This window comes from Methylobacterium sp. V23, from assembly GCF_002917135.1.
Lineage (GTDB): Bacteria > Pseudomonadota > Alphaproteobacteria > Rhizobiales > Beijerinckiaceae > Methylobacterium.
Genome location: NZ_PDHT01000004.1, coordinates 126,619 through 140,280, shown reverse-complemented (window position 1 = coordinate 140,280; position 13,662 = coordinate 126,619). Strand labels below are relative to the sequence as shown.

Sequence of the window (13,662 nt, the reverse complement as noted above, 5' to 3'; positions counted from 1 at the left end):
TCTTGCTTTCACTGCACGAGATCCAAGAATAATTCCAGAACTCGACTTCTCTTCTGTTTTTGAATGCTTCTAATCTTGACATTCACAATGGAAATTCCGCGGGGGAGCCGGTAGAGGTACCGGCTCCCCCGCACGGACCCGTCATGCCTTCCACTCCCCGCCCGTTCGCCGCCACGCGGCGGCCCCTGCCGACCGGCCTTCTCCTACTCCTCGCCACCGGGACCGCCGTGCAGGCCCAGGGCGCTTCGGACCAGGCGGCGTCGCCGTCCGCCGTCACCCTCGAGGAACTCAGCGTGGCCGGTCTGGGCAACGGACTCTCCACCGTCGGCTACCAGCCCAGGCGCTCGACCTTCGGGGCGGGCGCCGACACCGCGATCCTCGACACGCCGGCCAACATCGCCGTGGTCTCCGCCGGGGTGCTGCGCGACCAGCGCGTGATCTCGCTCGACGAAGCCCTGCGCAACGTCAGCGGCATCGCCCAGACCAACAGTGTCGGCGGCACGCAGGAGGCGGTGGTGCGGCGCGGCTTCGGCACCTTCCGCGACGACTCGATCCTGCGGGACGGGCGCCGCACCGTGCTGCAGCAGAACTTCAGCTACGCCATCGAGCGGGTGGAGGTGCTCAAGGGACCGGCCTCGCTCCTCTACGGCATCACCGACCCGGGCGGGCTGATCAACCTCGTCTCGAAGCGGCCCGAATTCACCCCGCACGGCTCGCTCAACCTCACGGGGACGAGCTTCGACGGCGGCCTCGTGCAGGGCGATCTCACCGGACCGATCGCGGGCACCAACCTCGCCTACCGGATGGTGGCCGACCTCCAGAGCTACGCCTACTGGCGCAACTTCGGCCATCTCAGCCGCCAGGTGGTGGCCCCTTCGCTGACCTGGCAGGGCGACGACACCACCGTGACGGTGGGCTACGAGTTCGGGCATTACCGCGTGCCCTACGACCGCGGCACGATCTTCGACCCGCGCACCGGTCGGCCCCTGCGGGTGCCGCGCGACCGGCGCTTCGACGAGCGCTCGAGCGAGCACGCGGCCACCAGCCATCTCGCCACCCTCGACGTCGACCACCGCTTCGACAACGATTGGAAGCTCCACTTCGGCTACACCTACTCCCATCTCGGCTACGACGAGGACCAGATCCGGCCGGTCACCTATGTCCCGGCCACCGGCCTCCTCACCCGCCGGGCCGACGGCACCCGCGACGCCGACTTCGATGCGCATGTCGCCCGCCTCGACCTGACCGGCAGCTTCGACACCGCCGGCCTGCGCCACGACCTCCTGGCCGGCGTGACCTACGAGAACATCGATTACGGCCGGCCCGACATCATCCGGGGTCCGAACCGGGCGGGATTTAACCCGTTCCGGCCGGTCTACGGCAGCCTCGCGGCGGTGCCGGTGATCTCGCCCGCCGACAGCAACCTGCGCGAACGCTTAGTGAATACCAGCCTCTATCTGCAGGACTCCCTGCACATCGGCGACCAGTGGATCCTGGTCGCCGGGGTCAGCGCGCAGATCTTCGACCAGTTCGGCGCCAAGGGGACGCCGGCGGTGGCCTATACCGACATCGACGGGGTCCGCGTCCTGCCGCGGGTCGGCCTCGTCTACAAGCTTGCCCCCCATCTCTCGCTCTACGGCAGCTACGCGCAGTCCTTCAAACCCAACACCTCGCTGGCCAACATCGTCGGAGCCCTGCCACCCGAGGAGGGGGAGTCCGTCGAAGTCGGCGTGAAGGCGGAGATCGCGGCCGGCCTGACCGTCACGGGGGCGATGTTCGACATCGACAAGGCGAACGTGCTGGTGACGCAGGTCAACGGCCAGGGCCTCACCGTGGCGACCACCGCCGGCAAGGTGCGCTCGCGCGGCTTCGAGCTCGACGTCGCCGGTCAGATCCTGCCCGACTGGGCGGTGATCGCCAGCTACAGCTTCACCCAGGCCGAGGTCACCCAGGATCCGGTGCTGGTGGGCAAGCAGCTCCTGAACACCCCGCGGGTCACCGCCTCGGCCTTCCTCACGCACCAGTTCGGGGCCGTCGCCGAGCCGGCGGAGTTCGGCGCGACGCGGCTGGGCGCCGGTTTCCTGGAAGCGGGCTTCGGGGCACGCTACGTCGGCGTCCGCCCAGGGGACGCCGCCAACAGCTTCGCTCTGCCGGACTACGTCGTCTGCGACGCGTTCCTCGCCTACAACACCCAGGTGAACGGCTTGCCGACCACGCTCCAGCTCAACCTCAAGAACCTGTTCGACCGCACTTATTACCCCTCGTCGGGGGGCAGCAACCTGCTGGTGGCGGTGGGCGAACCCTTCCAGGCCCTGGTGACCGCACGGGTGGCGTGGTGAGGTACCTGCGCGCCGTCCTGTTCCAGCTGCACTGGCTGCTGGGGCTCGGGGCGGGGCTGATCCTGGCCGTGGTGGGCGTCACCGGTGCGCTCCTCAGCTACGAGGACGCCATCGGCGAGGCCTTCGACGCGGACCTGATCCGCGTCGCCCCCCGGGCAGGGGATCCGCTCACGCCGGACGCCCTCCTGGCCCGCTTCCATGCCCAACGGCCCGACACGGTGGCGAACCTGACGCTCTCGGCCGAGCCCGCCACCGCCGCGATCGTACGGCTCGGGCGCGATCCCGCCACCGGCCAGCGGCCGCCCGCCCTCTACCTCGACCCCTATGACGGCACGGTGCGGGGCGCTGCGCGGACGGAGGAGGCCTTCGCGACCATCCGGCGCCTCCATCGCTGGCTGCTCCTGCCCGGCGACGGCAAGGGCTGGGGCCGGACCCTGACCGGCGCGAGCGTCGTCGCGCTCCTCGCCCTCCTCTGCACCGGTCTCTACCTGCGCTGGCCGAAGGTGATGTCCCTGCGGATCTGGCTGAAGCCCCATCTCCGGCAATGGGGCCGGCCGACCTACTGGTCGCTGCACGCGGTGGCCGGAACCTGGGTGCTGCCGGTCTACCTCGTCATCGCCCTGAGCGGGCTGTGGTGGTCCTTCGACGGCTATCGCGAGGTCGTCACCGCCCTCCTCACCCGCGGCGAGACCATCACCCGGATGGCGGATGGCAAGCCACCGGCGGAGAAGACGAACGGGCCGGCCGCCGGCCGGAAGGATGCCGCGGCGAAGGGCGAGGCTGCAGGTGGGGGCCGTCGGAAGGATGAGGGGCTGGGCAGCGCAGGAGCGCCGTCCCTCGACGCAGCCTGGTCGGCCTTCCGTACGGCGGATGACGGACACTTCACCCGTGCCACCCTGCTCCTGCCCGCGGGCCTCAGCGGGCCGGTGCGCATCCGCTCCGAGAATCGGAACGGCTGGCGCGACGACACGCGGATCGAAGCGGCCAGTGCGCGCATCCTCGTGCGCGAGATCGGAGGGGAGCGCCCGCTCGGCGTCCGCATCGCCGGCAACATGCTCGACGTGCACAGCGGACGCATCTTCGGCCCCCTCGGCCCCCCGGTCTTCCTCGTCGCGGCCCTGACGATGCCGCTGTTCCTCGTGACGGGGCTACTGCTCTACATCGGGCGCCGCGCGGCGAAGGCGCGGCGGCGCGTCCAAGCGGGGGTGAGCCCCACCGCGACCTCCGCACTCAGCCCGCGCGCTTGACCCTCCGACCGGTTTTCGACAGGTTCCGCCGCCACAGCTCCCGACCCCGACCGCTGCAACTCCTGAGATCCGATGTCGTCTGGCGACGAATCCGCCGTTCCGCCCGCCGCATCCGCGCCCGAGCGACGCTTCACGATCTGCCGCGAGGACGAGCCTGTGCCGCCCGCGATCGCCGGTGCCATCGCGGCGATCGGGAATTTCGACGGGGTGCATCTGGGTCACCGGGCCCTGATCGCCGCCGTGCGGGAGACCGCGCAGGAGGCCGCCCGCCCGGCGGTCGCCCTCACCTTTGAGCCGCATCCGCGCGCCTATTTCGCGCCGCATCTCCCCATGTTCCGCCTCACAGACGCGGACGCCAAGGAGATCGTCTTCGCCCATCTCGGCCTCGACGGGCTCATCGTGCGCCGCTTCGACGCCACCCTGGCGGGCACCGGCGCGCGCGACTTCGTCGAGGGGCTGCTGGTGCGCGACCTCGGTGTTGCGGGCGTCGTCATCGGCCACGACTTCCATTTCGGCCGAGGTCGCGAGGGCACCCCGGCGCTCCTCGCCGATCTCTGCGCGCAAGCGGGCCTGAGCTGCCGGATCATCCCCCCTGTCGCCCTAAGCGCGGGCGCGGAGCCGGTCTCGTCGAGTGCGATCCGCGCGGCCCTTACCGAGGGTGCGGTGGCGCGAGCCAACGTGCTCCTCGGCTATCGCTGGTTCGTCTCAGGCGAGGTCCGCCACGGCGACAAGCGCGGACGCACCCTCGGCTATCCCACCGCCAACGTGGCGCTGCCCGCCTGCAATCTCGCCCACGGCATCTACGCGGTCCGGGTGCGCCTGCCCGACAGCCGGGTGAAGGACGGGGTCGCCAGCTACGGCCGGCGCCCAACCTTCGATGATGGCGCCCCGCTCCTCGAGGTCAATCTGTTCGATTTCTCCGGCGACCTCTATGGCCAGACGATCGCAGTGGAGTTCCTGGAGTATCTCCGCGGGGAGGTCCGCTTCGACGGAGCGGAGGCCTTGATCGCTCAGATGCATCGCGACGCGGCCGAGGCCCGCCGGATCACCGTCGAGAATGCCGTCCCCTCGCTGCTCGACGCCTGAGGCCACGGCTATTCGGCATCGTCCTCGGTCTCCGGCGTGCGATTGGGCCAGGTTACGATCCGATCGAGGAGTTCGTCGGCGGTGAACTCCTCCTCGTTACCGGAGACGCGGCCACGCACGGAGATGCCGGCCTCGTGCACGCTGGCCGCGCGGCCTGAAACCAGCGGATGCCAAGCATAGAGATCGCGGCCTTCGCGGATCAGGCGATAGGCGCAGGTCGGCGGCAGCCACGGGATCGTGCGCACCGCCTCGGGCGTCAGGCGCACGCAGTCGGGCACCCGCTTCTGGCGGCGTGCGTAGTCGCGGCAGCGGCAGCCATGGCCGTCGAGAAGGGTGCAGCCGACATCGGTGTGGTAGACCTCCGCCGTATCCTCGTCCTCGAGCTTGAGGAGGCAGCAGCGACCGCAGCCGTCGCACAGGCTCTCCCACTCGGCCGGGGACATCGCCTCCAGGCTCTTGGTCCGCCAGAACGGCTCGGCCGTGGGGCAAGCCGGGAGATCGGAACGGGCGGTTTTGGGGAAGGCCTGCTGCGTTTGAGAACGCGCGGCCGAGCGGTCCCGCATGGGGAACACCTTGGGCTGGGAGCGGCGAGGATCCGGATGATCCGTTCCTGTGCCGCAACGCGGCCCCGGGAGCAAGCGTTGCCGGCGCACGGCATGACGCCGCGCCGCGGCGGGAGGCGCCACGCCACCACGCCGCCCCATTCCAGCATCAAGGTTAAGAACAGGTTATGGCCTGCGGCGGCGGGACGCTTGCCCTTGTCGGGCGTTCCCGCGAACGAAGCCTCGCGGCCGGGCGCGGGTGTTGTTAGGATCGCGCGGGCCGGCGTCGTGCCGGAACCGGGTGCGGAAGGACTGGAACTCAGGTGCGCCTGCCCAAAGCGACCTCCCTCACGACACGGATCAAGCACGCCGCCCTCGCCTTCGACGCCTGGGTGAACGCGAGCCTGTACGACGGCGGCCGCACGGCGGGAGAGACCTACGAGCGCTTCCAGGAGCGCATGAACGTCTTCTCGGTGCGGGGCTGGAAACGCTTCGCCCTCGACCTGACCAGCGAGGCGGTGACCCTCGGTACGGGTGGCGCGGTCCTGATGCTTGCCCTGGCGCAGCCGGCCTTCAACCTGACCAGCGACAACTGGCTGAAGGCCCAGGACCTCGCCGTGACCTTCCTCGACCGCTACGGCACCGAGGTCGGACGGCGCGGCATCAAGCACGACGATTCACTGAAACTCGACGATTTTCCAGACATCATGATCAAGGCGCTGGTCTCCACCGAGGACCGGCGCTTCTACGAGCATTGGGGTATCGACCCCATCGGAACCGCCCGCGCGCTGGTGTCGAATTCGCGCGGCGGCGGCAACACCCAGGGCGGCTCGTCGATCACCCAGCAGCTCGCCAAGAACCTCTTCCTCACCAACGAGCGCTCCCTCGAACGCAAGATCAACGAGGCCTTCCTGGCGCTCTGGCTGGAGAGCCACCTCTCCAAGAACGAGATCCTGAAGCTCTACCTCGACCGTGCTTACATGGGCGGCGGCACCTTCGGCGCCGTGGCAGCGGCGGATTACTACTTCGGCAAGCCGCTCAAGGACATCACCCTGGCCGAGGCCGCGATGCTCGCGGGCCTGTTCAAGGCGCCGACGAAGTACGCCCCCCACGTGAACCTGCCGGCGGCCCGCGCCCGCGCCGGCGACGTGCTGCACAACATGGTCGAGGCCGGCTTCCTCACCGAGGGCCAGATCCAGACCGCCCTGCGCAACCCCGCAACACCAGTGACCCGGACCCGCGACATCACAGCGGACTACTATCTCGACTGGGCCTTCGGCGAGATCAAGCAGATGGCCGATGCCGGTCGCTTTCGCAGCGACCGCGTCCTCACCGTGAAGACGCCCCTCGACCTGACCATCCAGCGCCGGGCCGACGAGGTGGTGCAGAACACCCTGCGCCGCTTCGGAGACCAGTACGAGGTCGACGAGGCCGCCATGGTGATCCTCGATCCGGACGGGGCCCTGCGGGCGATGGTCGGCGGTGCCGATTACGGCGAGAGCCAGTTCAACCGCGCCACCGACGCCCTTCGCCAGCCCGGCTCATCGTTCAAGCCCTACGTCTACGCCGCCGGTCTCGCCTCAGGCCTGTATCGCCCGGACACCCGTGTCGTCGATCGGCCCGTCTGCATCGGCAACTGGTGCCCGCAGAACTATGGGCGCTCGTTCTCGGGTGCCACGACGCTCACCGTCGCGGTGGCGAAATCCATCAATACCATCCCGATTCAGGTGTCGATCGCCCTGGGCAAGGCGATGGGCATCTCCCATGAAGCCCGGGCGGCGGCCGCCGGGCGCAAGAAGATCATCGAGATGGCCCACGCCATGGGCATCACCACCCAACTGACCGATTCCGTCTCCCTGCCGATCGGCTCGGCGGAGGTGAACGTCATCGACCAGGCCGCCGGCTACGCGGTGTTCGCCAATGGTGGGCGCAGGGCCAAGCCCTATGCGGCCATGGAGGTCCGCAACTCGTCCGGGGATGTGATCTACCGCCATGCCGACGAGCCGATGCAGCAGGTGCTGTCGACCCAGGTGGTCGCCGACATGAACTACATGCTCACCAAGGTCGTCGAGGAAGGCACCGGCAAGCGCGCTGCACTGGAAGGCATCAAGGTCGCGGGCAAATCCGGCACCACGAACGCCTACCGGGATGCCTGGTTCGTCGGGTACACGGGCAATTACGTCGGCGCCGTCTGGTTCGGCAACGACGATCATACCTCCACCAATAAGATGACCGGCGGCTCGTTGCCGGCCCTGACGTGGCATGACGTGATGGAAGTCGCCCACCAGGGTATCGAGCTCAAACCCATGCCGGGCCTGAAGGATCCGGGCCGTGCGGTGGCCCAGTCGGGGCAGAGCGCGGCCCCCGTGAACGCCGCGGCGAGCGCGGCCGGCAAACTCTCCCGCCGCTCCTTCGAGGTCATCGGCAGCATGAACGGCCTGTTCCGCCAGGTGGAGAAGACTTCCCTGAAAGCACCCGAGAAAACCTCTGCCCTTGAGCCCGTAAACGCCCCCGGCCCGGTGGCGGACGGGGTCCGCGCCGTCGGCGGCCGCATCGGCACACCGTAACCGGCGATCATGCGCATGACATTCGCCGAGACGGTCGCGCGGTTGCGTCCGGACCAGACCCGAACACGCTCTTCCGAGTCTCTGAGCCGGGAAGCAGGCCCGGTCTCCGAGACCGGCGGACGCGTGACGCGCGCACTGCGACACGGCGTACGCAAGGCTTCGACCGTGACGCTGATGCTCTACGCCCTGGCACTGGGGGCGGGACTCGGCCTCGCAACGGCCGATTACGCCACGCGGGGTGGCTATCTCTTCGGCGGCGTCCGGGTGGGGGCCTGGACCGCTTGGCCGAAAGTCGGCTCCTTGGGTGCGGATCCTTACGCCCGTGCGGTCAACGCGCGGCGCGGCGAGATCCCACTGGCGATCGGTGAAGGCATGCTGCTCACGGCCGATCAGGACGAATCCGGACGGCAACTCGATGCGGCCTGCACCTACCGCGTGGCGGGCGTGACGCCTCCGGCCCGTGCCTGGACCGTGACGGTGGCCGGACGCGGGCCGCGCGTTTCGGATAGCGCCCCCATGCGCGAAGGCTTCACCGCCACCGAGATTCTGCGCGAGGCCGATGGGCAGTTCGTGATTACCCTTTCACCGGAGGTCCAGCCGGGCAACTGGCTGCCGATGCCCCGTGCCGAGGGGCCGGTACGGCTCGCCCTGCGCCTGTACGACACGCCCGTGGCAGCCAGCGCGGGCAGCCTCGACCGCTCGGCGGTGCCGGCCATCACCCGGACTGGGTGCGCCGTATGACGCCGCGGGGACGCTTTCTCGTCGCCAGCCTGTCGGGACTGGTTCTCGCCGGCCTCGTGCACGGGACCACAATCCTGCTGATTCCGCGCCTTGCGGAGTCCGATGCCCTATCGCGCGCGCGTTCCGGAGAGAACCTCGACCATCCTTTGGCGATCAACACCGTGGCGGCCGGCGACACCACACCGCCCGTGGAAGCGTGGCTTCCGATTCCGGATCCGGCGGTGGCGGTCGGGCTCTGCGCCTATGACCTCTCCGAGGGACCGATGCGGGTTTCAGCGCGCACGGGCTCGCTGATGCTGTCCCTGGCGGTACACGGGCCTCGGGGGGCATTCTACGCGGTGACCGATCAGGCGGCGGTGCGCGGCGCCCTCGACCTCGTGGTGCTCACCCGGGCACAATACGACGAGGCGCTCGCCAACGCCGACGAGGACGAGGTCAGCCACGACGTCCGCATCGTCGCCGGCGACACCCGTGGGTTCGTGGTCGTGCGTGTGATCGCGGCCTTGCCGAGCCAACGCGCGGCGGCCGACGCGGCGGTACAGGCGGTCTCCTGCACCGTCGACAGCCCTGGCGACGAGAAGGCCGGCGGCTGAAGCAGCCCTCAATGCTTCGCGACGATCGGCCTCGGCGCAGGGATCGGGACCACGCCGTCCGTCTCCGGCAGCAGCCCGCATCGGGCCTCGGCTTCCGGTGGCACCAACGGATCAAGCAGTGGCCTCCGTCCGTCGAGGGCGGCTAAGGTCTGTCCGACCGCCAAGCCTTCCGGTCCCGGCGCCTCGATCAGCAGATGCTCGAGCGCATAGCGGTAGCGGCGGGAGCGGCGACCGGTCTCAAAGCGGACCCAGGCGGTGAGGCAGCGGTTCTCGGCCACCCGCATGGCGGCTTGGCGTACGTCGCCGTCGTCCAGACTCTTGGCGAAGGGCAGGCTGCGCAGGCGCAGGGCGTCGCCCTCCTTCACCCGCATCGCCACAGCGGCGAATTGAGGGATCAGCCGGGCATCGGTGCCAATATCCTCCGACAGACGCCGGTAGCGCGAGACCGGCGAGCGAAAGCTCTCAGCCTTCAAGGTGTCGTGATAGGCGGCCGGATCGTCGGTTCGCCAGGAGGCGGGCAGTACCCGAGTGCGCGTGAGATTGGCGAGAACGTCCGTGAACGCGTCGTGCTCGGCCGCCGGCATGAGGAAGCGCCAGGCGCGATCGCGCAGGGCGCGTTCCTCGTCGGTGAAAGGAAAGGCCGAGGCCGGCTCCTCGCGCTCCCGCGCCGCCAGAGTCCCGGTGGTCTCGATCAGACTGTTCCAGGCGCCGGCCTTGGGCCGCCCGAAATCGCCCTCCTGCGCGCAGCCGGCGAGGAGCGCCAGCGTCGCGAAGGGTGCCAGGCGCAGGGCCTGCCGGCGTCCGGTCCGGGAAAAGGGTACCATGCGGGCGCGCGTCGGCCGGGTGTCAGGACCGGCGGCGCAGGCGCGGCGCGGGAGCTTCCGGCTCGGGCATGCGCTCGTAGCGAATTCCGGTGAAGAGCAGGATGGCGCCCCGCGGCGCATCCGCGTCCGCTCTCCGGAAGCGGCGCGCCGGGGCCGGGAACGTCACGACCGTGGCCGTCGGACGCTCGGGGCGGCGATCGGCGCCGCCGGTGTCGGGCAACCTGTGGGTGTTCATCGGCTGGTTTCCGATTCCATTCGATCTCTGAGGCGAGCCGTCGCCGGGCCTGCCACCACCGCATCCGGGCCGTTCCGGTATCGGGGTGATGCCGTCAGAGATCAGCATGGGGTGGTTAACGGAACCTTGCGATGGCCGGAGCGCCTTCGTCTTCCATGCCCCACACACAGCAGGCCGATCGGGCGTGGCTTCCGTGCCACGCTCCTCGGCCCATGCCATGGCCCACGATTTGCTACGCCCTGGTCTGCCCATGGCGGGCATTTCCTCCCTTGCACTCGGCCCCGCTCGCCCGGCGAGCGGGGCTTTTTTGCGGGAGCGGCGTCATCGTGGCGCTTCGAACCCCGCTGGGTGCGGGGTCGAAGGCATGGAACACGCGGCGGCGGGAGCGCTTGCTAAGGGCCGGTCGCGCCCGATATGCCGTGTCGCTTCCGTTCGAACGACCTGACTCTTCGCGAACGCACTCTCCCGTCCAACACATTATCCCTTTCGCACACCCCACTTTCGATTGAAGGACACCGCCGGATGCGCGTGGTTATCTCCCGACTCTTGAGCTCCACCAAAGGACTCAACACGGCCCTGCGGATTGCGCCGTTCGCCCTCCTGATGGTGGCGGTCAGCCCGGCCCAGGCCCAGCGTGAGGACCAGGGCCTTCAGCTGGGATGCGCGAACGATTATTTCCGCCTGTGTGCCGGCGTGGATCCCAACAGCCAGGATGCGGAACGCTGCATGGATCGCAACCGTGCCCGCCTGTCGCCCGAGTGCAAGGCCGCCATCGGCGACTACGACCGCCGTACCGGCGGGAAATCGCAGAAGTAAGGTGCCGCACGGCACACCGCATTACGGTCGGGACGGGCATCGACGCGGTCCGTCCCCAGACAGAGGTTTGACAGCATGACCCTGACCGTCGCGGTGCAGATGGATCCGATCCAGGCGATCCGGATCGCCGGAGACACCACCTTCGCGCTCCTGCTCGAGGCCCAGGCGCGGGGACACCGGCTGCTTCACTACACCCCCGATCGACTGTCGATGCAGGGGCAGGTCGTGACGGCCCGCGTCGAGGCCCTCACGGTGCAGGACATGGAGGGGGCGCACGCCACCCTTGGGCCGGTCGAGCGCATCGACCTGTCCAGCGTTGACGTGGTCCTGATGCGCCAGGACCCGCCCTTTGACATGGCCTACATCACCGCGACCCACATGCTGGAGCGGATCCACCCGCGGACCCTGGTGGTGAACAACCCGGCCGAGGTCCGCAATGCGCCCGAGAAGCTGTTCGTCCTCGACTTCCCGGAGCTGATGCCACCGACCCTGATCACCCGCGACAAGGCGGAGATCGAGGCGTTCCGGGCCGAGCATGGCGCCATCGTGATGAAGCCCTTGCACGGGCATGGCGGAGCCGCGGTGTTTCGAGTCCTGCCGGAGGACGCGAATTTCGGCTCGATGTTCGACCTGTTCTCGGTGACGTTCCGCGAACAATGGGTCGTGCAGCGCTTCCTGCCGCGCATTACCGAGGGCGACAAGCGCATCATTCTGGTGGACGGCGAGCCGATGGGCGCGATCAACCGAGTGCCTGCCCTCAACGACATCCGCTCGAACATGGTCCGCGGTGGAGCGGCGGCGGCTTCGGATCTCACCGAACGCGAGCGCGCGATCTGCGCCGCCATAGGCCCGGAGCTGAAGCGTCGGGGACTGATCCTGGTGGGGATTGACGTCATCGACGGCAATCTCACCGAGATCAACGTCACTTCGCCGACTGGCATCCGGGCAATCAAACGCCTCGGCGGGCCTGATCTGGCGGTCTCGGTCTGGGACGCGATCGAGTGTCGCGTCGGCAGGGTTCTGTCAGCCTGAGCGACGCCGAGGGTTGGACGACCCGTCCAGGCAGGTCCGGGATATCCTGGACCTGCCGCGTGTTCGTTTCAGCTTCAGACCAGACCCAGCTTCTGCGCCAGGCCGATCCGCTGGAGCTTGCCGGTGGCGCCCTTCGGGATCTCGTCCAGGATCATGATCTTGGCCGGCACCTTGAAGGCGGCGAGCCGCTCCGAGGCGAAGCCGCGCAACTCCTTCTCGACGAGGTGGTGTCCCTCGCGCAGCACAATCGCGGCGCAGACGTCCTCACCGAGCTTGTCATGCGGCATCGCGAAGGTGACGCACTGCGAGACCGCCGGGTGGTCCATGAGGATCTCGTCGACTTCGCGGGGCGAGATCTTCTCACCGCCTCGGTTGATGATCTCCTTGAGACGCCCTGTGATGGTCAGGTAGCCCTCGGATGAGAGCGAACCCTGGTCGCCGGTGCGGAACCAGCCCTGCTTGGTGAAGGCTTCCGCATTGGCCTTGTCGTTGTTCTCGTAGCCCGCCATCACGTTGTCGCCGCGGATGACGATCTCGCCGGTCTCGCCGGCGGGCAGGGGCTCGCCATCCTCGTCCACGATGGCGATCTCCGGACCGGCGGCGAGACCGACCGAGCCGGCGTAGTGGGGGCGCGGCGGGAGTGGGTTCGAGGCCATCTGGTGAGAGGCCTCCGTCATGCCGTAGGCCTCGATCAAAGGTGCGCCGAAAACCTCCTCGATTTCCTTCATGACCTGCGGCGGCATGGAGGAAGAGGAGGAGCGGATGAACCGCAGGGGATTGGCCTCGATGATCTCGCGGTTGCGGGAGGCACGGCCCAGGATCGCCTGGTGCATCGTCGGCACCGCCGTATACCAGGTCGGGCGGATCTCGTTCATCCAACCGAAGAACTTCAAGGCGTTGAAACCCGGGGTGCAGCAGACTTGGCCGCCGGCCGAGAGTGGCGCCAGGATGCCGGCGATCAGCCCGTGGATGTGGAACAGCGGCATGATGTTGAGGCCCCGATCCTCGGCCGTGAAGGCCAGGGTGGTCCGGATGTTGCGGGCCGAGGCGCAGACGTTCGACTGCTTCAGGGGCACGATCTTCGGGCGCGAGGTGGTGCCCGAGGTGTGCAGCACGAGGCCGATATCGTCGGGCCGGGCCGGGCCGCCCTGGGCCGCCGGAGCTGCGGCGGAGCCCTCGAAGGATAGAATGAAGCTGCCAGCCCCCTCCGCCGGGGTGGGCGTCAGACGCACCACCGGCACCCCGAGGCGCGCGGCCACGGTCACTGCCGGGCTCTCGGAGCCTGCAGCGACGACCAGCAGGCGGGCGTTGAGGTCGGAGAGATAGAACGTGAATTCGTCCGCCTTGTAGCTCGGATTGAGGGGGGCCGCCGTCGTGCCCGCTCCGATGGCCATGAAGGCGGCCGCCATCTCCGGCCCATTGTCGAGGACGATGCCGACCCGATCGTTCCGACCAATGCCCTGCGCGTTGAGGGCCGCGATCGTCCGGTCCGTGAGCGTACGGAGCTGACCGAAGGTTAGTGGCACACCACCGGGGCTCGACAGGGCGGTGGCCTCCTCGGCCCCCGCGCGGATCAGGGCGTGGAGAGTGGTGGCGGCGGTCGTCGGTGCGGCGGTCTCGGCCATGGTCATCAACCTCGA

At 68.9% G+C, this 13,662-nt stretch carries 12 protein-coding genes; 8 read left to right on the top strand and 4 right to left on the bottom strand.

The features are described 5' to 3' along the window. Positions 1-143 precede the first annotated feature (143 nt). From CRT23_RS06310 to CRT23_RS06300, 3 genes are all read left to right on the top strand, one after another. Complete coding sequence (locus tag CRT23_RS06310) at positions 144-2,339, top strand: TonB-dependent siderophore receptor (RefSeq protein WP_103709018.1); 2,196 nt, start codon at positions 144-146, stop codon at positions 2,337-2,339. Further along, positions 2,336-3,586, top strand: coding sequence for a PepSY-associated TM helix domain-containing protein (locus CRT23_RS06305; protein ID WP_245435992.1), 1,251 nt, complete (start codon positions 2,336-2,338; stop codon positions 3,584-3,586). The genes CRT23_RS06310 and CRT23_RS06305 overlap by 4 nt, the downstream gene beginning before the upstream one ends. 72 nt (positions 3,587-3,658) lie before the next feature. Then, the gene (locus CRT23_RS06300) at positions 3,659-4,672 is read left to right on the top strand and encodes a bifunctional riboflavin kinase/FAD synthetase (protein ID WP_103709016.1); all 1,014 of its coding nucleotides are present in this window, start codon (positions 3,659-3,661) and stop codon (positions 4,670-4,672) included. An 8-nt stretch (positions 4,673-4,680) separates the two neighbouring features. Here CRT23_RS06300 and CRT23_RS06295 read toward each other — a convergent pair whose 3' ends face one another. Continuing rightward, positions 4,681-5,235 carry a YcgN family cysteine cluster protein gene (locus tag CRT23_RS06295; protein WP_103709015.1) on the bottom strand — a complete coding sequence of 185 codons (555 nt, stop codon included), beginning with the start codon at positions 5,233-5,235 and terminating at the stop codon, positions 4,681-4,683. A 302-nt stretch (positions 5,236-5,537) separates the two neighbouring features. Between CRT23_RS06295 and CRT23_RS06290 the strand changes: the two genes are divergently transcribed. From CRT23_RS06290 to CRT23_RS06280, 3 genes are all read left to right on the top strand, one after another. Further along, positions 5,538-7,781, top strand: a complete 2,244-nt coding sequence (locus CRT23_RS06290) for a PBP1A family penicillin-binding protein (RefSeq protein ID WP_103709014.1) — start codon at positions 5,538-5,540, stop codon at positions 7,779-7,781. A gap of 174 nt (positions 7,782-7,955) precedes the next feature. Then, entirely contained in the window at positions 7,956-8,522 is a 567-nt protein-coding gene (locus tag CRT23_RS06285) for a DUF1214 domain-containing protein (RefSeq protein ID WP_245436008.1), read from the top strand. Further along, the gene (locus CRT23_RS06280; RefSeq protein WP_103709012.1) at positions 8,519-9,115 is read left to right on the top strand and encodes a hypothetical protein; all 597 of its coding nucleotides are present in this window, start codon (positions 8,519-8,521) and stop codon (positions 9,113-9,115) included. The genes CRT23_RS06285 and CRT23_RS06280 overlap by 4 nt, the downstream gene beginning before the upstream one ends. An 8-nt stretch (positions 9,116-9,123) precedes the next feature. Here the strand turns inward: CRT23_RS06280 and CRT23_RS06275 are convergent, their stop codons facing one another. Both CRT23_RS06275 and CRT23_RS06270 read right to left on the bottom strand, forming a co-directional pair. Further along, positions 9,124-9,939 carry a hypothetical protein gene (locus tag CRT23_RS06275; RefSeq protein WP_103709011.1) on the bottom strand — a complete coding sequence of 272 codons (816 nt, stop codon included), beginning with the start codon at positions 9,937-9,939 and terminating at the stop codon, positions 9,124-9,126. A 22-nt stretch (positions 9,940-9,961) separates the two neighbouring features. After that, positions 9,962-10,174, bottom strand: a complete 213-nt coding sequence (locus CRT23_RS06270) for a hypothetical protein (protein ID WP_055946379.1) — start codon at positions 10,172-10,174, stop codon at positions 9,962-9,964. A gap of 603 nt (positions 10,175-10,777) precedes the next feature. Between CRT23_RS06270 and CRT23_RS06265 the strand changes: the two genes are divergently transcribed. Both CRT23_RS06265 and gshB read left to right on the top strand, forming a co-directional pair. Further along, a complete protein-coding gene (locus tag CRT23_RS06265) occupies positions 10,778-10,990 on the top strand; it encodes a hypothetical protein (protein WP_244477193.1) in 213 nt (70 codons plus the stop codon). A 75-nt stretch (positions 10,991-11,065) separates the two neighbouring features. After that, complete coding sequence (gshB, locus tag CRT23_RS06260) at positions 11,066-12,022, top strand: glutathione synthase (protein WP_103709010.1); 957 nt, start codon at positions 11,066-11,068, stop codon at positions 12,020-12,022. A 74-nt stretch (positions 12,023-12,096) separates the two neighbouring features. On the opposite strand, the gene CRT23_RS06255 is transcribed toward gshB, so the two are convergent. Further along, entirely contained in the window at positions 12,097-13,653 is a 1,557-nt protein-coding gene (locus CRT23_RS06255; RefSeq protein WP_103709009.1) for an acyl--CoA ligase, read from the bottom strand. Positions 13,654-13,662: the final 9 nt, after the last annotated feature.

Bases quoted from the DNA above. Each gene is read 5' to 3' on its own strand.
- gshB (WP_103709010.1), top strand. From the start codon at position 11,066: ATGACCCTGACCGTCGCGGTGCAGATGGATCCGATCCAGGCGATCCGG.
- CRT23_RS06270 (WP_055946379.1), bottom strand. From the start codon at position 10,174: ATGAACACCCACAGGTTGCCCGACACCGGCGGCGCCGATCGCCGCCCC.
- CRT23_RS06285 (WP_245436008.1), top strand. From the start codon at position 7,956: ATGCTCTACGCCCTGGCACTGGGGGCGGGACTCGGCCTCGCAACGGCC.
- CRT23_RS06280 (WP_103709012.1), top strand. From the start codon at position 8,519: ATGACGCCGCGGGGACGCTTTCTCGTCGCCAGCCTGTCGGGACTGGTT.
- CRT23_RS06310 (WP_103709018.1), top strand. From the start codon at position 144: ATGCCTTCCACTCCCCGCCCGTTCGCCGCCACGCGGCGGCCCCTGCCG.
- CRT23_RS06300 (WP_103709016.1), top strand. From the start codon at position 3,659: ATGTCGTCTGGCGACGAATCCGCCGTTCCGCCCGCCGCATCCGCGCCC.
- CRT23_RS06265 (WP_244477193.1), top strand. From the start codon at position 10,778: ATGGTGGCGGTCAGCCCGGCCCAGGCCCAGCGTGAGGACCAGGGCCTT.
- CRT23_RS06275 (WP_103709011.1), bottom strand. From the start codon at position 9,939: ATGGTACCCTTTTCCCGGACCGGACGCCGGCAGGCCCTGCGCCTGGCA.
- CRT23_RS06255 (WP_103709009.1), bottom strand. From the start codon at position 13,653: ATGACCATGGCCGAGACCGCCGCACCGACGACCGCCGCCACCACTCTC.
- CRT23_RS06295 (WP_103709015.1), bottom strand. From the start codon at position 5,235: ATGCGGGACCGCTCGGCCGCGCGTTCTCAAACGCAGCAGGCCTTCCCC.